A 21,913-nucleotide genomic window follows, 5' to 3' on the forward strand; every position below is an offset into this window, starting at 1 on the left:
CATCAAATAAAGCAGAAGGCCATCCTGACGGATGGCCTTTTTGCGTTGGTGCAAAAAAAATGCCGGATGCGACGCTGGCGCGTCTTATCCAGCCTACGCAGGCACGGTAGGGGGGCAGCTTATTCCCCCACATACGCCAGATTCAGCAACGGATACGGTTTCCCCAAATCCGTCCACCTCAGAACGCCCGGTAACCTTAAAGCCCATCTTCTTATAGAACCCTACCGCCTGTGCATTTTGTTCATTAACGTTGGTTGTCAGTTCCGGTGCCATTGAGAGCGCATGTTTCACCAGCATCCTACCCACGCCGCAGCCGCGCACATCAGGATCGATAAACAGCGCATCCATATGCTGCCCACTTAACAACATAAACTCAACCGGCTGATCCCGCTCATTAACCGCGACCCACAACGGTGCTTCCGGCAGAAAGGAACGCACCAGCTCTTCCAGCTCGGCCCGATACTCTACTGATAAAAAATCGTGGGTGGCATCGACAGAACGACACCAAATCGCAACGAGTTCCTCCCCTTCCTCATGCCGTGAGCGGCGAATACTAATAACCATTTTCTCTCCTTTTAGTCATTCTTATATTCTAACGTAGCCTTTTCCTTGAAACTTTCTCACCTTCAACATGCAGGCTCGACATTGGCAAATTTTCTGGTTATCTTCAGCTATCTGGATGTCTAAACGTATAAGCGTATGTAGTGAGGTAATCAGGTTATGCCGATTCGTGTGCCGGACGAGCTACCCGCCGTCAATTTCTTGCGTGAAGAAAACGTCTTTGTGATGACAACTTCTCGCGCGTCTGGTCAGGAAATTCGTCCGCTAAAGGTGCTTATCCTTAACCTGATGCCGAAGAAGATCGAAACTGAAAATCAGTTCTTACGCCTGCTTTCAAACTCGCCTTTACAGGTCGATATTCAGCTGTTGCGCATCGATTCCCGTGAATCGCGCAACACGCCCGCAGAGCATCTAAACAACTTCTACTGCAACTTTGAAGATATTCAGGAACAGAACTTTGACGGCCTGATAGTCACCGGTGCGCCGCTGGGTCTGGTGGAGTTTAATGATGTCGCTTACTGGCCGCAGATCAAACAGGTGCTGGAGTGGTCGAAAGATCACGTCACCTCGACGCTGTTTGTCTGCTGGGCGGTACAGGCCGCGCTCAATATCCTCTACGGCATTCCTAAGCAAACCCGCACCGACAAACTCTCTGGCGTTTATGAGCACCACATTCTCCACCCTCATGCGCTTCTGACGCGTGGCTTTGATGATTCATTCCTGGCACCGCATTCGCGCTACGCTGATTTTCCGGCAGCGTTGATTCGTGATTATACCGATCTGGAAATTCTGGCAGAGACGGAAGAAGGGGATGCATATCTGTTTGCCAGCAAAGATAAGCGCATTGCCTTTGTGACGGGCCATCCCGAATATGATGCGCAAACGCTGGCGCAGGAATATTTCCGCGATGTGGAAGCCGGACTAAACCCGGACGTACCGTATAATTATTTTCCGCACAACGATCCGCAAAACAAACCGCGTGCGAGCTGGCGCAGTCATGGCAATTTGCTGTTTACCAACTGGCTCAACTATTACGTCTACCAGATCACGCCATACGATCTACGCCGTATGAATCCTACGCTGGATTAATCTTCTGTGATAGTCGATCGTTAAGCGATTCAGCACCTTACCTCAGGCACCTTCGGGTGCCTTTTTTATTTCCGAAACGCACCTCAGCAGGTGAATAAATTTTATTTATATTGTTATCAATAAGTTATCAAGTATTTTTAATTAAAATGGAAATTGTTTTTGATTTTGATTTTTAAATGAGTAGTCTTAGTTGTGCTGAACGAAAAGCGCACAACGATCCTTCGTTCACAGTGGGGAAGTTTTCGGATCCATGACGAGGAGCTGCACGATGACTGAACAGGCAACAACAACCGATGAACTGGCTTTCACAAGGCCGTATGGCGAGCAGGAGAAGCAAATTCTTACTGCCGAAGCGGTAGAATTTCTGACTGAGCTGGTGACGCATTTTACGCCACAACGCAATAAACTTCTGGCAGCGCGCATTCAGCAGCAGCAAGATATTGATAACGGAACGTTGCCTGATTTTATTTCGGAAACAGCTTCCATTCGTGATGCTGACTGGAAAATTCGTGGGATTCCTGCGGACTTAGAAGATCGTCGCGTAGAGATTACCGGACCCGTAGAGTGCAAGATGGTGATCAACGCGCTCAACGCCAATGTGAAAGTCTTTATGGCCGATTTCGAAGATTCACTGGCACCAGACTGGAACAAAGTGATCGACGGGCAAATTAACCTGCGCGATGCGGTTAACGGCACCATCAGCTATAGCAATGAAGCAGGCAAAATTTATCAGCTCAAGCCCAATCCAGCGGTTTTGATTTGTCGGGTACGCGGTCTGCACTTGCCGGAAAAACACGTCACCTGGCGCGGCGAAGCAATTCCTGGCAGCCTGTTTGATTTTGCGCTCTATTTCTTCCACAACTATCAGGCACTGTTGGCAAAGGGCAGCGGTCCCTATTTCTATCTGCCGAAAACCCAGTCCTGGCAGGAAGCGGCCTGGTGGAGCGAAGTCTTCAGCTATGCAGAAGATCGCTTTAATCTGCCGCGCGGCACTATCAAGGCGACGTTGCTGATTGAAACGCTGCCTGCCGTGTTCCAGATGGATGAAATCCTTCACGCGCTGCGTGACCATATTGTTGGTCTGAACTGCGGTCGCTGGGATTACATCTTCAGTTATATCAAAACGTTGAAAAACTATCCCGATCGCGTCCTGCCAGACAGACAGGCAGTGACGATGGATAAACCCTTCCTGAATGCTTACTCACGCCTGTTGATTAAAACCTGCCATAAACGCGGTGCTTTTGCGATGGGCGGCATGGCGGCGTTTATTCCGAGCAAAGATGAAGAGCGCAATAACCAGGTGCTCGACAAAGTAAAAGCGGATAAATCTCTGGAAGCCAATAACGGTCATGATGGCACATGGATCGCTCACCCGGGCCTTGCTGATACGGCAATGGCAGTATTCAACGGCATTCTCGGCTCCCGCAAAAACCAGCTTGAGGTGATGCGCGAACAAGACGCGCCGATTACTGCCGATCAGCTGCTGGCACCTTGTGATGGGGAACGCACCGAAGACGGTATGCGCGCCAACATTCGCGTGGCTGTGCAGTACATCGAAGCGTGGATCTCCGGCAACGGCTGCGTGCCGATTTATGGCCTGATGGAAGATGCGGCGACGGCTGAAATTTCCCGTACCTCGATCTGGCAGTGGATCCATCATCAAAAAACGTTGAGCAATGGCAAACCGGTGACCAAAGCCTTGTTCCGCCAGATGCTGGGCGAAGAGATGAAAGTCATTGCCAACGAACTGGGCGAAGAACGTTTCTCCCAGGGGCGTTTTGACGATGCCGCACGCCTGATGGAACAGATCACCACTTCCGATGAGTTAATTGATTTCCTGACCCTGCCAGGCTACCGCCTGTTAGCGTAAACCACCACATAACTATGGAGCATCTGCACATGAAAACCCGTACACAACAAATTGAAGAATTACAGAAAGAGTGGACTCAACCGCGTTGGGAAGGCATTACTCGCCCGTACAGCGCGGAAGATGTGGTGAAATTACGCGGTTCAGTCAATCCTGAATGCACGCTGGCGCAGCTGGGTGCGGCGAAAATGTGGCGTCTGCTGCACGGTGAGTCGAAAAAAGGCTACATCAACAGCCTCGGTGCACTGACTGGCGGTCAGGCGCTGCAACAGGCGAAAGCGGGCATTGAAGCGGTCTACCTGTCTGGCTGGCAGGTTGCGGCGGACGCTAACCTGGCGGCCAGCATGTATCCGGATCAGTCGCTCTATCCGGCAAACTCGGTGCCAGCTGTGGTGGAGCGGATCAACAACACCTTCCGTCGTGCCGATCAGATCCAGTGGTCTGCAGGCATTGAGCCGGGCGATCCGCGCTATGTCGATTACTTCCTGCCGATTGTTGCTGATGCGGAAGCCGGTTTTGGCGGTGTCCTGAATGCCTTTGAACTGATGAAAGCGATGATTGAAGCCGGTGCAGCGGCAGTTCACTTCGAAGATCAGCTGGCGTCCGTGAAAAAATGCGGTCATATGGGCGGCAAAGTGCTGGTACCAACTCAGGAAGCGATCCAGAAACTGGTCGCTGCGCGTCTGGCTGCTGACGTGACGGGCGTTCCAACCCTGCTGGTTGCTCGTACCGATGCCGATGCGGCGGATCTGATCACCTCCGATTGCGACCCGTATGATAGCGAATTTATTACCGGCGAGCGCACCAACGAAGGTTTCTTCCGTACTCATGCAGGTATTGAACAAGCGATCAGCCGCGGCCTGGCGTATGCGCCGTATGCTGACCTGGTATGGTGTGAAACCTCCACGCCAGACCTGGAACTGGCGCGTCGCTTTGCACAAGCCATCCACGCGAAATATCCGGGCAAACTGCTGGCTTATAACTGCTCGCCGTCGTTCAACTGGCAGAAAAACCTCGACGACAAAACTATTGCCAGCTTCCAGCAGCAGCTGTCGGATATGGGTTACAAGTTCCAGTTCATCACCCTGGCAGGCATCCACAGCATGTGGTTCAACATGTTCGACCTGGCAAACGCCTATGCGCAGGGTGAGGGCATGAAGCATTACGTTGAGAAAGTGCAGCAGCCGGAATTCGCTGCCGCGAAAGATGGCTATACCTTCGTTTCTCACCAGCAGGAAGTGGGTACAGGTTATTTCGATAAAGTGACGACCATTATTCAGGGCGGCACGTCTTCAGTCACCGCGCTGACCGGCTCCACTGAAGAATCGCAGTTCTAAGCAACCTACAAATGTTGCTGACTGTAGGCCGGATAAGGCGTTCACGTCGCATCCGGCAATCAACGCCTGATGCGACGCTTGCGCGTCTTATCATGCCTACAAATGTTGCTGACTGTAGGCCGGATAAGGCGTTCACGCCGCATCCGGCAATGAGCGCCTGGTGCGACGCTTGCGCGTCTTATCATGCCTACAAATGTTGCAGACACGTAGGCCGGGTAAGGCGTTTACGCCGCATCCGGCAATGAGCGCCTGATGCGACGCTTGCGCGTCTTATCAGGCCTACAAATGTTGCAGACGCGTAGACCGGATAAGGCGTTCACGCCGCATCCGGCAATCAATGCCTGATGCGACGCTTGCGCGTCTTATCCGGCAATTCTCTGCTCCTGATGAGGGCGCTAAATGCCGCGTGGCCTGGAATTATTGATTGCACAAACCATTTTGCAAGGTTTCGACGCTCAGTATGGTCGATTCCTCGAAGTGACTTCCGGGGCGCAGCAGCGTTTCGAGCAAGCCGACTGGCACGCTGTCCAGCAGGCGATGAAAAACCGTATCCATCTTTATGATCATCACGTGGGTCTGGTGGTGGAACAGCTGCGCTGTATCACTAACGGCCAAAGCACGGACGCGGAATTTTTACTGCGCGTCAAAGAGCATTACACCCGGCTGTTGCCGGATTATCCGCGCTTCGAGATTGCGGAGAGCTTTTTTAACTCCGTGTACTGTCGGTTATTTGACCACCGCTCGCTTACTCCCGAGCGGCTTTTTATCTTTAGCTCCCAGCCGGAGCGCCGTTTTCGTACCATTCCACGCCCGCTGGCGAAAGACTTTTATCCCGATCACGGCTGGGAATCGCTACTAATGCGTGTTATCAGCGATCTGCCGCTGCGCCTGCGCTGGCAGAATAAAAGCCGTGATATCAACTATATCATTCGCCATCTGACCGAAACGGTGGGGACTGATAACCTCGCCGAAAGCCATTTACAGGTGGCGAACGAACTGTTTTACCGCAATAAAGCCGCCTGGCTGGTAGGCAAACTAATAACGCCTTCCGGCACATTGCCCTTTTTGCTGCCGATCCACCAGACGGACGATGGCGAGTTATTTATTGATACCTGCCTGACGACGACCGCCGAAGCGAGCATCGTCTTTGGCTTCGCGCGTTCCTATTTTATGGTTTACGCGCCGCTACCTGCCGCACTGGTCGAGTGGCTACGGGAAATTCTACCGGGCAAAACGACCGCAGAACTGTATATGGCTATCGGCTGCCAAAAGCACGCCAAAACCGAAAGCTATCGCGAATATCTCGTTTATCTACAGGGCTGTAATGAGCAATTTATTGAAGCGCCGGGCATTCGTGGAATGGTGATGCTGGTGTTCACGCTGCCGGGCTTTGATCGGGTATTCAAAGTGATTAAAGACAAGTTCGCGCCGCAGAAAGAGATGTCTGCGGCTCACGTCCGCGCCTGCTATCAGTTGGTTAAAGAGCACGATCGCGTGGGCCGAATGGCGGACACCCAGGAGTTTGAAAACTTTGTGCTGGCGAAGCGGCATATTTCCCCGGCATTAATGGAATTACTGCTCCAGGAGGCGCCGGAAAAAATCACCGATCTCGGCGAACAGATTGTGATTCGCCATCTCTACATCGAACGGCGAATGGTGCCGCTCAATATCTGGCTGGAACAAGTGGAAGGTCAGCAGCTGCGCGACGCCATTGAAGAGTACGGTAATGCCATTCGCCAGCTTGCCGCCGCCAATATTTTCCCTGGCGACATGCTGTTTAAAAACTTCGGTGTCACCCGTCACGGGCGCGTGGTGTTTTATGATTACGATGAAATTTGCTACATGACGGAAGTGAATTTCCGCGATATCCCACCGCCGCGCTACCCGGAAGACGAACTTGCTAGTGAGCCGTGGTACAGCGTTTCGCCGGGCGATGTTTTCCCAGAAGAATTCCGCCACTGGCTATGTGCCGACCCGCACATTGGGCCACTGTTTGAAGAAATGCACGCCGATCTGTTCCGCGCCGATTACTGGCGCGCGCTACAAAACCGCATACGAGAAGGGCATGTGGAAGATGTTTATGCGTATCGGCGCAGGCAGCGGTTTAGCGTTCGGTTTGTATAAATCAGAGGCGAAAATGTCAGCGCATTCCACCGTACGCCAGCGTCACTTCCTTCGCCGCTTTAATCACCATCGCGCCAAACTCGGTCACGCGGTCATCGGTAATACGTGAAATCGGCCCGGAAATCGAAATCGCGGCAAACGGTTCGCGGTGCTCGTCGAAAATACACGCCGCCAGGCAACGCAGCCCCAGCGCATGTTCTTCATCATCAAATGAATAACCCCGTTTGCGCGTCTGCGCGAGGTCTTCTTTTAAATGCACAGGAGAAACCAGCGTCGCGTGGGTATAGGCATGTAACCCTTTGCGATGCAGCAGTTTCGTCACCTGTTCTTCGCTCAATTGGGCTAAAAAGGCTTTACCCGCACCGGAAGCGTGCATCGGTAACTTACCGCCGATAGGGGCTGACATACGCATCAGATGCGTACACTGTACCTGGTCGATAATAATCGCTTCGTGATCGCTATGATCCAGCACCGCCATATTTACTGTTTCGCCAGACTCTTCCATCAGATTGCGCAGAATAGGATGGACAATGGCTAACAAATTACGGCTCTGGAGAAAGCTGCTGCCGACCATAAAAGCATGTGCGCCGATCGCCCAGTGACCCAGTTCGCCAACCTGACGGACAAAGCCCTGCTGTTGCATCGTGGTTAGCAGGCGGTGAGTAGTGGAGTTGGGTAATCCGGCTTGCTGAGCCAGTTCCGTTAGCGCCACACTGCCATTGGATTCGGCAATCCACTCCAGTAATTTCAGCCCACGCGTTAAAGACTGAACCTGTCCAGTCGCGGGTGCGGTGGCAACGGCGGGTTTTCTGCCGCGTTTTGCGGGAATGGGTGCGACCATGACAGTCTCCTTTTTCTGTATCGTGGAAATCATTTTCATTTTTATTGCGGTGTAATGCAATAGTTGCCACACTGATCCGATGAGTTAATGTTGAACAAATCTCATGTTGCGTGGTGGTCGCTTTTACCACTGATGCGTTTATGCCAGTATGGTCTGTTGAATTTTTTTACAGTCTGGGTTGAGCGTGTCGGGAGCGAGTGTGAGCAGCAAAGTTGAACAACTGCGTGCGCAGTTAAATGAACGTATTCTGGTGCTGGACGGCGGTATGGGCACCATGATCCAGAGTTATCGACTGAACGAGGCAGATTTTCGCGGTGAACGTTTTGCCGACTGGCCTTGCGATCTTAAAGGTAACAACGACCTGCTGGTTCTCAGCAAACCGGAAGTGATCTCCGCCATCCACAACGCTTACTTTGAAGCGGGCGCAGATATCATCGAAACCAACACCTTCAACTCCACGACGATTGCGATGGCGGATTACCAGATGGAATCCCTGTCGGCAGAAATCAACTTTGCGGCGGCGAAACTGGCGCGTGCCTGTGCTGATGAGTGGACCGCGCGCACGCCGGAGAAACCGCGCTACGTTGCTGGTGTTCTCGGCCCAACCAACCGCACGGCGTCTATATCTCCGGACGTAAACGATCCAGCATTCCGCAACATCACTTTTGACCAGCTGGTGGCGGCTTATCGCGAATCCACCAAAGCATTAGTCGAAGGTGGTGCGGATCTGATTCTGATTGAAACCGTTTTCGACACCCTCAACGCCAAAGCGGCGATTTTTGCGGTGAAAACGGAGTTCGAAGCGCTGGGCGTTGAACTGCCGATTATGATCTCCGGCACCATCACTGACGCCTCCGGGCGCACACTCTCCGGGCAGACCACCGAAGCATTTTACAACTCATTGCGCCACGCCGAAGCGCTGACTTTTGGCCTGAACTGTGCGCTGGGGCCAGATGAACTGCGCCAGTACGTGCAAGAGCTGTCACGGATTGCGGAATGCTACGTCACCGCTCACCCGAACGCTGGGCTGCCCAACGCCTTTGGTGAATACGATCTCGACGCCGACACGATGGCGAAGCACATCCGCGAATGGGCGGAAGCGGGATTCCTCAATATCGTCGGCGGTTGCTGCGGTACCACGCCACGGCATATTGCGGCGATGAGTCGCGCAGTAGAAGGATTAGCGCCGCGCAAACTGCCGGAGATTCCCGTAGCCTGCCGTTTGTCCGGTCTGGAGCCGCTGAACATTGGCGATGACAGCCTGTTTGTTAACGTCGGTGAGCGGACTAACGTCACCGGTTCTGCCAAATTCAAACGCCTGATTAAAGAAGATAAATACAGCGAGGCGCTGGATGTGGCGCGCCAGCAGGTGGAAAACGGCGCGCAGATTATCGATATCAACATGGATGAAGGGATGCTCGACGCCGAAGCGGCGATGGTGCGTTTCCTCAGCCTGATTGCGGGGGAACCGGATATCGCCCGCGTGCCGATTATGATCGACTCCTCAAAATGGGAGGTCATCGAAAAGGGGCTGAAGTGTATTCAGGGCAAAGGCATTGTTAACTCTATCTCAATGAAAGAGGGCGTCGACGCCTTTATCCATCATGCGAAACTGTTGCGTCGTTACGGTGCAGCGGTGGTGGTAATGGCCTTTGACGAACAGGGTCAGGCCGATACCCGCGCACGGAAAATCGAGATTTGCCGTCGGGCGTACAAAATCCTCACCGAGGAAGTCGGCTTCCCGCCGGAAGATATCATCTTTGACCCGAACATTTTCGCGGTCGCAACTGGCATTGAAGAGCACAACAACTACGCGCAGGACTTTATCGGCGCGTGTGAAGACATCAAACGCGAACTGCCGCACGCGCTGATTTCCGGCGGCGTATCTAACGTGTCGTTCTCGTTCCGTGGTAACGATCCGGTGCGCGAAGCCATTCACGCTGTGTTCCTCTACTACGCTATCCGCAACGGTATGGATATGGGGATCGTCAACGCCGGGCAACTGGCGATTTACGACGACCTGCCCGCCGAACTGCGCGACGCGGTGGAAGATGTGATCCTCAATCGTCGCGACGATGGCACCGAGCGTTTACTGGAACTTGCCGAGAAATATCGCGGCAGCAAAACCGACGATACCGCTAATGCCCAGCAGGCAGAGTGGCGCTCGTGGGAAGTGAATAAACGTCTGGAATACTCGCTGGTCAAAGGTATTACCGAATTTATTGAACAGGACACCGAAGAAGCCCGCCAGCAGGCGGAGCGCCCCATTCAGGTGATTGAAGGCCCGTTGATGGACGGCATGAACGTGGTCGGCGATCTGTTTGGCGAAGGGAAAATGTTCCTGCCACAGGTGGTTAAATCGGCGCGCGTCATGAAACAGGCGGTGGCGTATCTCGAACCGTTTATCGAAGCCAGCAAAGAGCAGGGCAAAACCAACGGCAAGATGGTGATCGCCACCGTGAAGGGCGACGTCCACGATATCGGTAAAAATATCGTTGGCGTGGTGCTGCAATGTAACAACTACGAAATCGTCGATCTCGGCGTGATGGTGCCTGCGGAAAAAATCCTCCGCACCGCCAAAGAAGTGAATGCCGATCTGATTGGCCTTTCAGGATTGATCACGCCGTCGCTTGACGAAATGGTCAACGTGGCGAAAGAGATGGAGCGTCAGGGCTTCACCATTCCGCTATTGATTGGTGGTGCGACCACCTCAAAAGCGCACACGGCGGTGAAAATCGAGCAAAACTACAGCGGCCCGACGGTGTATGTTCAGAACGCCTCGCGCACCGTTGGTGTGGTGGCGGCGCTGCTTTCTGACACTCAGCGTGATGATTTCGTTGCTCGTACCCGCAAGGAGTACGAAACCGTGCGTATTCAACACGGGCGCAAGAAACCGCGCACACCACCGGTCACGCTGGAAGCGGCGCGCGATAACGATTTCGCTTTTGACTGGCAGACTTACACGCCGCCGGTGGCGCACCGTCTCGGTGTGCAGGAAGTTGAAGCCAGCATCGAAACGCTGCGTAATTACATCGACTGGACGCCGTTCTTTATGACCTGGTCGCTGGCCGGGAAGTATCCGCGCATTCTGGAAGATGAAGTGGTAGGCGAAGAGGCGCAGCGGCTGTTTAAAGACGCCAACGACATGCTGGATAAATTAAGCGCCGAGAAAACGCTGAATCCGCGTGGCGTGGTGGGCCTGTTCCCGGCAAACCGTGTGGGCGATGACATTGAAATCTACCGTGACGAAACGCGTACACATGTGATCAACGTCAGCCACCATCTGCGTCAACAGACCGAAAAAACGGGCTTCGCTAACTACTGTCTCGCTGACTTCGTTGCGCCGAAGCTTTCTGGTAAAGCAGATTACATCGGCGCATTTGCCGTGACTGGTGGGTTGGAAGAAGACGCGCTGGCTGATGCGTTCGAAGTGCAGCACGATGATTACAACAAAATCATGGTGAAAGCGCTTGCTGACCGTTTAGCCGAAGCCTTTGCGGAGTATCTCCATGAACGTGTGCGTAAAGTCTACTGGGGCTATGCGCCGAACGAGAACCTCAGTAACGAAGAGCTGATCCGCGAAAACTACCAGGGCATCCGTCCGGCACCGGGCTATCCGGCCTGCCCGGAACATACGGAAAAAGCCACAATCTGGGAGCTGCTGGAAGTGGAAAAACATACCGGTATGAAACTCACGGAATCCTTCGCCATGTGGCCCGGTGCATCGGTTTCGGGTTGGTACTTCAGTCATCCAGACAGCAAGTATTACGCAGTGGCGCAAATTCAGCGCGATCAGGTTGAAGACTATGCCCGCCGTAAAGGAATGAGCGTTACCGAAGTTGAGCGCTGGCTGGCGCCGAATCTGGGGTATGATGCCGAGTAAGTGATAACACCGGGGTATTTGCCCCGGTTTTTAATGTCATAAATAATGGATTATTGAACATGATAAAAATTGATGAAATAGATTTTTTTGCTTTCGAAGGATGTTCAGAGTCCGAAGTTACTGAACTATTAGGAAAAAAACCAACAGGTTATAATGATTGGATAATTAATATAAAAACAGGTGTGGAGTGGGTATTTTATGATGGTCGTTATTGGTTAGATTTTCGTAAATCCAAAGAGGGGGTAAGGTGTATCTCATGCAGTATCTTGTATCAAGATAAAAGTAAAGGGCGTATCGATGTCTTATTTAGTGAAGGTATGGCTGACAGAGGTTTAAAAAATACGGGTGGAGTGTTAATCCAAAAACGCCCGCAATTATAATAATTCCTGGTAATATTTGTTTTCGTGAAAAGGATTTACTTTATGCAACGTCAATATAAAAAATACATTCTTCTCTTTTGGGGTGTCATGGATGTTATCGCGATAGCCACCTATCTGTTCTACTCGGTTGGTAATGGTCGTATCCCTTTTTATTCCGATATCGTTCATTCAATTTCCTTACTTAAAGCTATCGGTGTTGAAGGCGGTTTTTACGCTTATGCAGTCGCCACTGTTACGCTACAAATAGTATTATTGTTCTCTTTATTCTTTTCTGCGCAATCTTTTTTAAAACAAAAATTGTTTAGTTTCTCTTTTTTGGCAATTCAGGAATTTATGCGTTTTGCTACCGTAAGCTGTTCAATCTCCGTAATACCGTTGTTACTTAATTATTTTCATTCACAGGTTCTGGTCTTAAATATTTCGTTGTTTATCTTCTCAGAGGTCACAAAAGTGACAACGATTATCTGGTGTAAACGACAGGGGAAAGTGTGACAGAAATAGCAACAGATACAGGTGGATTTTTATATAAATGCCTTTTTAAATGCTTTCTTGTATAAATCTCTTATACTGAAAGTACATACAAGAGAAATGCCTGGATAAAAACAACGTGATTAGAAAAATCTTAACAGGAAAATGCATAACAAAAAGGAGAACCTGATTCCGTGCTAACTTTGCTTCACCTGCTTTCTGCCGTCGCCCTGCTGGTCTGGGGGACGCATATTGTTCGAACAGGCGTAATGCGCGTCTTCGGCGCGCGTCTGCGTACTGTCCTTAGCCGGAGCGTCGAAAAAAAGCCGCTCGCCTTTTGCGCGGGGATCGGCGTTACCGCACTGGTGCAGAGCAGTAATGCCACCACCATGCTGGTGACCTCGTTTGTCGCCCAGGATCTGGTTGCTCTCGCGCCCGCGCTGGTGATTGTGCTGGGGGCTGATGTCGGGACGGCGCTAATGGCGCGGGTCCTCACCTTCGATTTATCCTGGTTGTCACCGCTGCTCATTTTTATTGGCGTGATTTTTTTCCTCGGACGCAAACAGTCACGCGCCGGGCAACTGGGCCGCGTCGGTATTGGTCTTGGGCTGATTTTGCTGGCGCTGGAGTTGATTGTGCAGGCCGTAACGCCGATCACCCAGGCAAACGGCGTTCAGGTGATCTTTGCTTCGTTGACTGGCGATATTCTGCTGGATGCGCTGATTGGCGCGATGTTCGCCATTATCAGTTACTCCAGCCTTGCAGCTGTACTGCTGACCGCGACTCTGACCGCCGCAGGCATTATCTCCTTCCCGGTGGCGCTCTGTCTGGTAATCGGAGCCAACCTCGGTTCCGGCCTGCTGGCGATGCTCAACAACAGTGCCGCCAATGCCGCCGCTCGCCGTGTTGCGATGGGTAGTTTGTTGTTTAAGCTGGTGGGGAGCTTGATTATCCTGCCATTTGTCCATGTTCTGGCTGAATCAATGGATAAACTGCCTTTGCCAAAAGCGGAACTGGTTATCTATTTCCACGTCTTCTACAACCTCGTTCGTTGCCTGGTCATGCTGCCGTTTGTCGATCCAATGGCGCGATTTTGCAAAACGATTATTCGCGATGAACCTGAGTTGGATGCCCATCTGAAACCAAAACATCTGGACGTTAGTGCGCTGGATACTCCGACTCTTGCTCTGGCGAATGCCGCCCGTGAAACACTGCGCATCGGTGACGCGATGGAACAGATGATGGAAGGGCTGAATAAAGTGATGCACGGTGAACCGCGTGAAGAGAAGGAGTTGCGCAAGCTGGCGGATGATATCAACGTCCTCTACACCGCGATTAAACTTTATTTGGCGCGGATGCCAAAAGAAGAGCTGGCAGAAGAAGAGTCGCGCCGCTGGGCGGAGATTATCGAAATGGCTCTCAACCTGGAGCAGGCTTCCGATATCGTCGAGCGCATGGGCAGCGAAATCGCTGACAAATCACTGGCAGCACGGCGGGCATTTTCGCTTGATGGGTTGAAGGAACTGGATGCGCTCTATGAGCAATTGCTCAGTAATTTAAAGCTGGCAATGTCGGTGTTCTTCTCTGGCGATGTCACCAGCGCTCGTCGTTTGCGCCGTAGTAAGCATCGCTTTCGCATTCTTAATCGCCGTTATTCCCATGCTCACGTCGATCGCCTGCATCAGCAAAACGTGCAAAGCATTGAAACCAGTTCGCTGCATTTAGGCTTACTGGGCGATATGCAGCGTCTGAACTCGCTGTTTTGTTCGGTGGCTTACAGTGTGCTGGAACAGCCTGATGAAGATGAGGGACGGGACGAGTATTAATATTGTGAATCCTGTAGGCCTGATAAGACGCGTCAAGCGTCGCATCAGGCACTATGTACAAGATGCCGGATCATGCATCCGGCAATTCACTTAAAAACGGTGACCCGCTTCCAGCGGCACCGCTTCCTCACCAGCTTTAAATACATAAGTGGTATTCGGGCCGCCCAGCGTAGCGTGACCTTTACTTACTGTGATCCAGTTACCTTCCGGCAGGCCAATAATGGTCAGTTCTGGCGCGACGACCAGCAGTTCGCGAATACGCTGCTCGCGCGTTTCCCCTTTATGGCCTTCCGGCAGCGCGTTGGTGAAGTGTGGGTTGATTTGCAGCGGGAACAGATTCAGCGCATCGAAACCTTGCGGATCGACAATCGGCATATCGTTGGTGGTGCGGATAGTTGGGCAAGCAAGGTTAGCGCCTGCACTCCAGCCGATATACAGCGCGCCACGTTTTACTACGTCGGTAATGGGTGCCAAAAGCCCGCGTACGCGGCATTCTTTCAGCAACTGGAAAGTATTGCTGCCGCCGACAATTACGATCTCAGCATTTTCAATCGCGGCAACAGGATCGGCCACGCTATGAATACCGGTGACAGAAACGCCAAGTGGGGCAAGGACCGCAGCCGTTTTGGCCGTATAATCATCCCAGGTTTGCGTTACGCCAGCGAAAGGAATAAACACCGCTGAACGGCGACCTTGCAACTGTTCAGCAATCAACGGCAGTGCATGTTCCAGCCAGGCTTTACCCGGCAGCGTCGAGTTACTCAATAAAAGCAGTTCCATTACTTCTCCGGTTAGTAAGAAAACACGGAAGGAATGCTACCACTGCAAATTTAACCACTTACTGACGTGGCTCACGATGTCACACATTGTACCAGGCGTTCTGAAGACGGTTAGCAAACAAGGCGCTGAGGCTGATGACAAACGTAAGATTGCCTGATGCGCTACGCTTATCAGGCCTACAAGCTAATCGCAATATCTTGAATTTTCGCGATTTTGTAGGCCGAATAAGGTGTTTGCGCTGCATCCGGCATGAACAACGTGCACTTTGCCACCAATCAGAGCGCCCCTTAATGCGCTGATGTTTCTTATCCTTCTCGTGCAAATTGTGCCGCTTCAGTAATCAGCCGCGCATCAGGTCGCACACCGGTATACATCGCGAACTGCTCGACGGCCTGTAAAGCAATCACCTCTGCGCCGCTGATCGTCTGCTTATCAAGCCGTTGCGCCAGGCAAATGAGCGGCGTTTCCGGCGGTAATGCCACGACGTCAAAAACGACGCTTGCCGTAGAGATCATCGCTTCGCTGAAGGCCAGCTCATGGCTCTCTTTACCACCGCTCATGCCGACAGGGGTAACGTTAACCAGAATGTCGCAGTCGATTCCTTCTGGCTGCGGTTGCCACTGGAAGCCATACTGCTTCGCCAGCGCCGGGCCGCTCTCGTGGTTGCGGGCGGCGGTGATGACATCGGTAAACCCCGCGTCGCGAAAGGCGGCAATGACCGCTTTACCCATGCCGCCACTGCCGCGAATCATCACGCGTGCGGCGCTATTGAGCTGGTGGTGAATAATCAGGTTTTTCACCGCGATGTAGTCGGTGTTAAACCCGGTCAGCCTGCCGTCGTCATTCACGATGGTATTCACTGAATCAATGACTTTCGCTGACGGATCGATCGCATCGAGAAAGGGCATACAGCTTTCTTTAAACGGCATCGACACGGCACAGCCGCGAATACCTAATGCGCGAACGCCTTTCACCGCCGCCTCAATATCCTGGGTGGTGAACGCTTTGTAGATGAAATTCAGCCCCAGCTTTTCATACAGATAATTGTGAAAACGCGTGCCGAAGTTGCCGCGGCGACCGGCCAGCGACATGCACAGTTGAGTATCGCGATTAATCATGGCTAATTGCCTCTGCATGAGTGAGCAGATATTGCTCCGCCTCACCGGACCAGATCCCCTGATGACGCGCCAGAATCGCCGCCAGTGCTTGATCCTGAATCTGCGTGAGTGACGTCAGCGGCAGGTCTTTCCCGGTATACACCAGCTTTTTGCCGCCGCCGACGGCAGGCAATTCAAGCGTGGTTTCGCCCGCAGCATTCAGTCCAAGAATATGTGTTACCACTTTTGCGGCCTGCACTTTTTTCTCTTCGATCAGTTTGACCGCCGCACGCATGTCATCGGTATTGCCGCCCGACGTGCCAACGTAATGAGTAAAGGCATAATGCACATCGTAGAAATTAATTGGCGCGCTGAAGTGCTTATCCTGCGGTCCGGCGAAGAAATTCAGACAACCATCTGTCGCCAGCAAGGAAGAGGCGAGAGTCACCAGTCCTTCATTAGGCACAAAGACGAAAATATCATCGAAGCCGTGACCGCCACTCAGTGCCATTAACGTATCAAATGCTGCATCGGCGGCATTGAGATAATGAATCAGTGTTTGCGGTTCTGATGGATAGTGCTTGCGCGCATAACTCAATTTGTCGTTGTCGGTATCGGTAATGACGAGCAGCGACGGGTTAACTGGCCCATGCAGCGCATAATCAATCGCTAACAGTCCCATTGGTCCGGTGCCGCCGAGGATCAGTGTGCGTCCTTGCGGGCGAATCCCCATCGTGTGGTTATAACTACCTTCCTGAAGATGATAGTTGGCGTTGAACGCGCCAATCACGCAGGAAAGCGGTTCAACCAGCGAACCTTCAAAGTAGGTTTCGCCGTCGTATGCCAGCAGGCAATCCTGTTCCATAACCTCATTTGGGATAACCACATGTGTGGCTTCACCGCCCACCCACGGGAAAGAGTAACCGGGGCAGTCCGGGCGATCCGGCAATTGCAGGTTGGCCTGAATCACATAGCGCTGGCCCGGCTGAAATTTGTGCTGCCACTTTTTACCCACGGCCAGAATATCGCCGCAAAATTCATGGCCGATGATGATGGGATTGGTCGCCACATCGTCGGGTACTTTTTTATGGTTTTCACCCAGATTGGCCTCTTTCCAGGAAGAGAGGCACAGGCTGTCGGTGACCACCGTCGCGAGGATTTCATCCTCCTGCATTTCAGGAAGATCAAAGGTTTCCAGGCGTAAATCACGTTTACCATAAAGACGCAGAGCTGTTGTTTTCATAAACCACCTCGTGTTGAACGATGGCCCCGACGGTTGCGCCGGGGCGAAGAATCAGGACAGGAAGCCCAGCGCATTGCCGATAATCCCTAAACCAAACAGGGCGAAAATCAGCCATACCGGGTTAATTTTTTTGTTGAGCAGACGCACCATCAGTAGCGTCAGACCGAGCGCCAGCAAACCAGGACAAAGTTGGTCGAGAATGTTCTGCACGGTCATGGTGACGGTGGCGCCATCGGCGGCAGGCGTTTGTGAAACCACCAACGGCACGTTGATCGACGTCCATTTGGTGACCAGCACGCCCATCACAAACAGTCCGAGAATCGACGCGCCTTCGGTGAGTTTTTGCAGCACATTCCCGCCCATATCGCTGACGATATTCACCCCTTTGCGAAAGCCGAGTTGTAGGCCATACCACTTCATCGCCAGACGTACCGCGTTGAAAATAAAGAAGAACAGCAGCGGGCCGAGAATGTTGCCCGAAAGTGCCAGAGATGCGCCGAGCGCGGCGGTAATCGGGCGCAGCGTTCCCCAGACCAGTGGATCGCCAACCCCTGCCAATGGTCCCATCAGGCCAACTTTGATGCCGTTAATGGTGCCGTCATCAATTTCTGCACCGTTGGCCCGCGCTTCTTCCATGGCGGCGGTCACGCCGATGACCGGACCACATACGGCTGGCGTGGTATTGAAGAACACCAGGTGTCGCCTGAGCGCCGCAACCTGATCCTCTTTTAATGGGTAGAGTCGCTTGATGGCGGGGATCATGTCGTAACAAAAGCCCAGCCCATGAATGCGTTCAAAGTTGAAGGACGCCTGTTGCAGGTTGGAGCGCAGAAACATGCTCACCAGATCGCTGCGTGTAATTTTTCTCTGTTCCATGATGGCTCCGTTAATCATCAAGTTGGTCAAGGGCGGTGATAGTGGTGGTCTGGGGATGTGGTTCAGCTTTACGCCACTGTGGATTTAACTGGATGTAGAGCAGGGCCATGATTACGCCGACGCCACCGAAAGCCAGCAGACTGAGATCGAGGTAGCCACCTGCGAGGAAACCGAGGAAAAAGAAAGGCATCAAATATTTCACGCCCATCATGCGAAGCACCATGGCGTAACCGACCACCACGATAAAACCGCCAGCAATCTGCAGTCCACGGGTCACAAATTCGGGAATGGCGCTCAGCATATTGCTCACTATATCGGCGCTGACGAACAGCGAGACAATCAGTGCCGGAATCGCAACGCGCAGTGCCTGCACGCCAAGCGCGGAGACATGCAGAATATCGAGAGTGCGAAACCGCGCCTCTTCCGCTGCTTTATCCGCCGCGTGCTGGAACACAACGGTGATGGTGCGGGCAAACACCGTCAGCACCTGGCCTGCCGCAGCCACAGGCAACGCGATGGCGATACCGGTGGCGATGCTTTGCTGACCAACGATAACCAGAATGGCGGAGATTATGCTGGCGAGTGCAGAATCCGGAGATTGCGCCGCGCCGACGTTCATCCAGCCGAGAGCTATCAATTCCAGCGTACCACCGAGCATAATTCCGGTTTTTAAATCACCGAGAATTAAACCAATCACCGTACAGGCAATTAACGGGCGATGAGTCTGAAATTCATCCAGCACGCTGCCCATTCCGGCAATACAGGAAAAAAGAAATATGGCAATGATTTGTAGGGTACTTATTTCCATGATTTGTCACCTTTTAAGTGTCGTCATCCCTGCCTGTTAAAGCATATGTACACAGGCGCTATTATTTAATTTGCGACTAACTGTTCTTTTATTTTGTCGATAATATTGATTGAAGGATCTGACGCTACAACGCGTAAATCCAGCGTGACGCCAAGATTATTTAACTCATGAAATGCGTTAATATCATCGTCATCTAATGAAACTGCTTTGGTTAACTGTTTTTTACCGGGTCGCCAGGCCATGCCGCCAATATTCAGGGTGCCGATTTTTACTCCCTGGCGAACCATCGCTAAGGCATCCTGAGGTCGGGTAAAAAGATAAAATACGGTTTCGTCCTGATATTGTGGGTTGTGATACACCGCGACAGCTTTTTCAATATTGACCACGTTAACTTTCATTCCCGGCGGGGCGGCCTGACGCAATAATGTCCGGCGAACTTCATCGTTATACACCTCGTCATTGCAGATAATAATGCGCTGGGCGTTAGCCACTTTCGACCAGACGGTAGTGACCTGGCCGTGGATCAGGCGGTCATCAATGCGGGCGAGCGTAATGTTCATCAGAAATCCTCCTCTGCCGTTGCCAGTTGTTTCCAGACAACGCAGGTTTGCTTTGCGATTTGCGTCAGGTGTTCACACAGTTCATCAACGTTCATGCTGTCCTGGTTATCGACCAGTTCGAGCGCCAGTGGCAGGGAAAGGCCGCTTATCACCCGCAGGTGCGGATTGCGCATCGCAAGCGTCGCTGCTGCATTCCACGGGCTACCGCACTGTAAATCCACGGCGATTAGCCACTCGTCATGATTGTGAATGCTCACTAACTTTTCCAGCTTTGCCACAATGTCTCCGGCGTTCTCGCCGGGCACAAATTCAACTGCCTCGACCCTGGCGTCGCCGTACACCATCTGAACCGATTCCAGCATGGCGCAGGCTAATTTGCCGTGGGCGCAAAAAATGGCATTGACCATAAAGCCTCCTTAGCCGCGCGTTTTTCCGCCCGCAATGTTAGTGGTTACTCCGGTGATATAGCTGGCGCGTTCAGACAGCAGATAACTAACAAAATCAGCGACTTCTGCTAATTTTCCGGCGCGCCCAATAGGAATGGCGTTTTTGGTATAGCCTTCACGCAGCTGTTCGACGGTGATATTGCGCGTCCACGCCAGCGCCTCTTCATATTCCGGCGTGCGCAGCCCGGTTTTTTCCAGAATCCCCGGCGCGATACCGACCACACGGATACCGTGTTTACCCAATTCTTTCGACCAGCAGACGCGGGAAATTGACCCCGGCGTTATTGACCAGACCGTCGATGCGACCAAAACGCTGGATAATTTCCGCTACCGTATGATTTACCTCTTTGGCGCTGGAAATATCGGTCGGCCAGAACTGATAACCTTTATGACTTTCATATTGACCATCGCCACCGTGAATATCGACCATCTGAACATTCGCGCCTTGTGCTAATAATTCATCCACAATCGCCAGACCAATACCGGATGCGCCACCGGTGACAATAATGATTTTATCCTGCAAATTTAACCACGTTTGCATAACAGACTCCTGATTTTAGGTAATAGAGGCCCGCCGTAATTTTTTATTACGGTAAACATCGGGAAGATTTTTATTTCAGTAATAGTTCAGCTGTGCTGCTATTCGTTACCAGACAATTAATATATTTTCCACGCAGTGCACCAATAATTCCGCTGTATTTTTCTTCACTCATGGCAATGCCAATGGAATAACGTGCCTGCTTTAGTTTATTCATTTCGATAGAGAGTGTTTTCTCGCTCATATTCGTTTCGACCATTGCGCCGTGAATATCAAAAAAGCGTGAGCAAATATCACCGGCAACCTGACGGGCATTCAGGTCGTCACTCTCTTCGCCGCCATAAAATGCATGCCAGTTGGCGCCATCGCGAATAGCCGGTGAGCCAATCCCCACGAGGGCGACATCCAGATTATCCCAGTAGGCTGAGATGGTTTTAAAGTGCTGAGATTGCATGATCCCATTACGAATTAAGGGGTTATCCAGCAGAGCTGGAAAATCCGCGAGCTGCGATTCCCCTTTCAGCTTTGCCGCCGCGCTGTAGGTTAATGTGTTTACGTGATAGCGGCTTTCGAGTTTACCGGACGGGCCGCCAATAATCGGCACGCAAATTAACTGCCGCGATTGCCCCGCCTGCGGCAAGTTTTCAACCAGTGCGCTCACCGCGCGGCCCCAGGAAAAACCAACAATATCACCAGGTTCCAGCAAACGATCTAACAATTGCGCGCCGTGTAACCCCATTACCGCCAACTGAGTGTCTTCCTCTTCATCGCGCCCTGATACCACCACAGCTTCTTTCAGACCAAACTTTTGCTTCAGTTGCTGCTCCAGCCAGAGGTTTTCGTTGTAGTCATAGTTGATGGCGATGGTGACAATTCCCTGTTCGCGGCCCCGTTTAAGTAAGCGGCTGATGGTGGTCCGATAAATACCCAGTTCGCGGGCGATTTGCGCCTGCGTCATGTCCTGTTCGTAATAGAGTTGGGCAATCTTCACAATCAAACGGATATCGTCACTGTTTTCCATCGCCGCCTCCTGATTTTGCACATTTGTGCAAATATGCTTTTTAACCGCTTGATCTGATATAACTCCATCATGGTGACCTTTAAAAGCGATTTTTCACTCTTTGTTTGGGCTGAAATGGCGCTTTATCTTGCACATTTGTTTCTCTGCGTAGCAGTCATCAGCACAGGT

17 protein-coding genes and 2 pseudogenes are annotated in these 21,913 nt (G+C 52.0%); 8 read left to right on the forward strand and 11 right to left on the reverse strand.

The window, feature by feature from the left end; genetic code table 11:
- Positions 1 to 119 precede the first annotated feature (119 nt).
- A pseudogene (locus D9736_RS12600) lies at positions 120 to 564 on the reverse strand (acetyltransferase).
- A gap of 156 nt (positions 565 to 720) precedes the next feature.
- Between D9736_RS12600 and metA the strand changes: the two are divergent.
- The 4 genes from metA (at position 721) to aceK (ending at position 6,978) form a co-directional block, all read left to right on the forward strand.
- On the forward strand, positions 721 to 1,650 hold the full coding sequence (gene metA / locus D9736_RS12605) for a homoserine O-succinyltransferase (protein ID WP_130205743.1): 930 nt from the start codon (positions 721 to 723) through the stop codon (positions 1,648 to 1,650).
- Between the two features lie 268 nt (positions 1,651 to 1,918).
- Positions 1,919 to 3,520, forward strand: a complete 1,602-nt coding sequence (aceB, locus tag D9736_RS12610) for a malate synthase A (RefSeq protein ID WP_130258437.1) — start codon at positions 1,919 to 1,921, stop codon at positions 3,518 to 3,520.
- Between the two features lie 29 nt (positions 3,521 to 3,549).
- Positions 3,550 to 4,854, forward strand: coding sequence for an isocitrate lyase (aceA, locus tag D9736_RS12615; protein WP_000857849.1), 1,305 nt, complete (start codon positions 3,550 to 3,552; stop codon positions 4,852 to 4,854).
- A gap of 399 nt (positions 4,855 to 5,253) precedes the next feature.
- On the forward strand, positions 5,254 to 6,978 hold the full coding sequence (gene aceK, locus D9736_RS12620) for a bifunctional isocitrate dehydrogenase kinase/phosphatase (protein WP_130258438.1): 1,725 nt from the start codon (positions 5,254 to 5,256) through the stop codon (positions 6,976 to 6,978).
- Positions 6,979 to 6,994: 16 nt separating this feature from the next.
- Here the strand turns inward: aceK and iclR are convergent, their stop codons facing one another.
- Positions 6,995 to 7,819, reverse strand: coding sequence for a glyoxylate bypass operon transcriptional repressor IclR (gene iclR / locus D9736_RS12625; RefSeq protein WP_000226399.1), 825 nt, complete (start codon positions 7,817 to 7,819; stop codon positions 6,995 to 6,997).
- Between the two features lie 199 nt (positions 7,820 to 8,018).
- On the opposite strand from iclR, the gene metH reads away from it, so the two are divergent.
- The 4 genes from metH to D9736_RS12645 all read left to right on the forward strand — a co-directional run bounded on the left by metH (position 8,019) and on the right by D9736_RS12645 (position 14,376).
- Positions 8,019 to 11,702: a methionine synthase gene (gene metH, locus D9736_RS12630; protein ID WP_130258439.1), complete on the forward strand. Its 3,684-nt coding sequence runs from the start codon at positions 8,019 to 8,021 to the stop codon at positions 11,700 to 11,702.
- 59 nt (positions 11,703 to 11,761) lie between these two features.
- The gene (locus D9736_RS12635; RefSeq protein WP_130258440.1) at positions 11,762 to 12,082 is read left to right on the forward strand and encodes a hypothetical protein; all 321 of its coding nucleotides are present in this window, start codon (positions 11,762 to 11,764) and stop codon (positions 12,080 to 12,082) included.
- 42 nt (positions 12,083 to 12,124) lie between these two features.
- On the forward strand, positions 12,125 to 12,574 hold the full coding sequence (locus D9736_RS12640) for a hypothetical protein (protein ID WP_130258441.1): 450 nt from the start codon (positions 12,125 to 12,127) through the stop codon (positions 12,572 to 12,574).
- Positions 12,575 to 12,744: 170 nt separating this feature from the next.
- Positions 12,745 to 14,376, forward strand: coding sequence for a Na/Pi cotransporter family protein (locus D9736_RS12645; protein WP_130218618.1), 1,632 nt, complete (start codon positions 12,745 to 12,747; stop codon positions 14,374 to 14,376).
- A 90-nt stretch (positions 14,377 to 14,466) separates the two neighbouring features.
- Here the strand turns inward: D9736_RS12645 and pepE are convergent, their stop codons facing one another.
- The 9 genes and pseudogenes from pepE to D9736_RS12690 all read right to left on the reverse strand — a co-directional run bounded on the left by pepE (position 14,467) and on the right by D9736_RS12690 (position 21,745).
- Complete coding sequence (pepE, locus tag D9736_RS12650) at positions 14,467 to 15,156, reverse strand: dipeptidase PepE (protein ID WP_130258442.1); 690 nt, start codon at positions 15,154 to 15,156, stop codon at positions 14,467 to 14,469.
- A 305-nt stretch (positions 15,157 to 15,461) separates the two neighbouring features.
- Positions 15,462 to 16,274 (reverse strand): shikimate 5-dehydrogenase, encoded by an 813-nt coding sequence (locus D9736_RS12655; protein WP_130258443.1) that lies wholly within the window; start codon positions 16,272 to 16,274, stop codon positions 15,462 to 15,464.
- On the reverse strand, positions 16,267 to 17,496 hold the full coding sequence (gene sorE / locus D9736_RS12660) for an L-sorbose 1-phosphate reductase (protein WP_130258444.1): 1,230 nt from the start codon (positions 17,494 to 17,496) through the stop codon (positions 16,267 to 16,269). Before sorE ends, D9736_RS12655 begins: the two co-directional genes overlap by 8 nt.
- Positions 17,497 to 17,547: 51 nt before the next feature.
- Positions 17,548 to 18,372, reverse strand: coding sequence for a PTS system mannose/fructose/sorbose family transporter subunit IID (locus D9736_RS12665; protein ID WP_130258445.1), 825 nt, complete (start codon positions 18,370 to 18,372; stop codon positions 17,548 to 17,550).
- 10 nt (positions 18,373 to 18,382) lie between these two features.
- A complete protein-coding gene (locus tag D9736_RS12670; RefSeq protein ID WP_130258446.1) occupies positions 18,383 to 19,180 on the reverse strand; it encodes a PTS mannose/fructose/sorbose transporter subunit IIC in 798 nt (265 codons plus the stop codon).
- Between the two features lie 65 nt (positions 19,181 to 19,245).
- A complete protein-coding gene (locus D9736_RS12675) occupies positions 19,246 to 19,740 on the reverse strand; it encodes a PTS system mannose/fructose/N-acetylgalactosamine-transporter subunit IIB (RefSeq protein WP_130205757.1) in 495 nt (164 codons plus the stop codon).
- Positions 19,740 to 20,147 carry a mannose/fructose/sorbose PTS transporter subunit IIA gene (locus D9736_RS12680; protein ID WP_000245625.1) on the reverse strand — a complete coding sequence of 136 codons (408 nt, stop codon included), beginning with the start codon at positions 20,145 to 20,147 and terminating at the stop codon, positions 19,740 to 19,742. The genes D9736_RS12675 and D9736_RS12680 overlap by 1 nt, the downstream gene beginning before the upstream one ends.
- Positions 20,148 to 20,156: 9 nt before the next feature.
- A pseudogene (locus D9736_RS12685) lies at positions 20,157 to 20,727 on the reverse strand (SDR family oxidoreductase).
- A gap of 70 nt (positions 20,728 to 20,797) precedes the next feature.
- On the reverse strand, positions 20,798 to 21,745 hold the full coding sequence (locus D9736_RS12690; protein WP_130258447.1) for a sugar-binding transcriptional regulator: 948 nt from the start codon (positions 21,743 to 21,745) through the stop codon (positions 20,798 to 20,800).
- Positions 21,746 to 21,913 lie beyond the last annotated feature (168 nt).

The organism is Escherichia sp. E10V10 (assembly GCF_004211985.1).
In the GTDB taxonomy this organism is placed as follows: domain Bacteria; phylum Pseudomonadota; class Gammaproteobacteria; order Enterobacterales; family Enterobacteriaceae; genus Escherichia.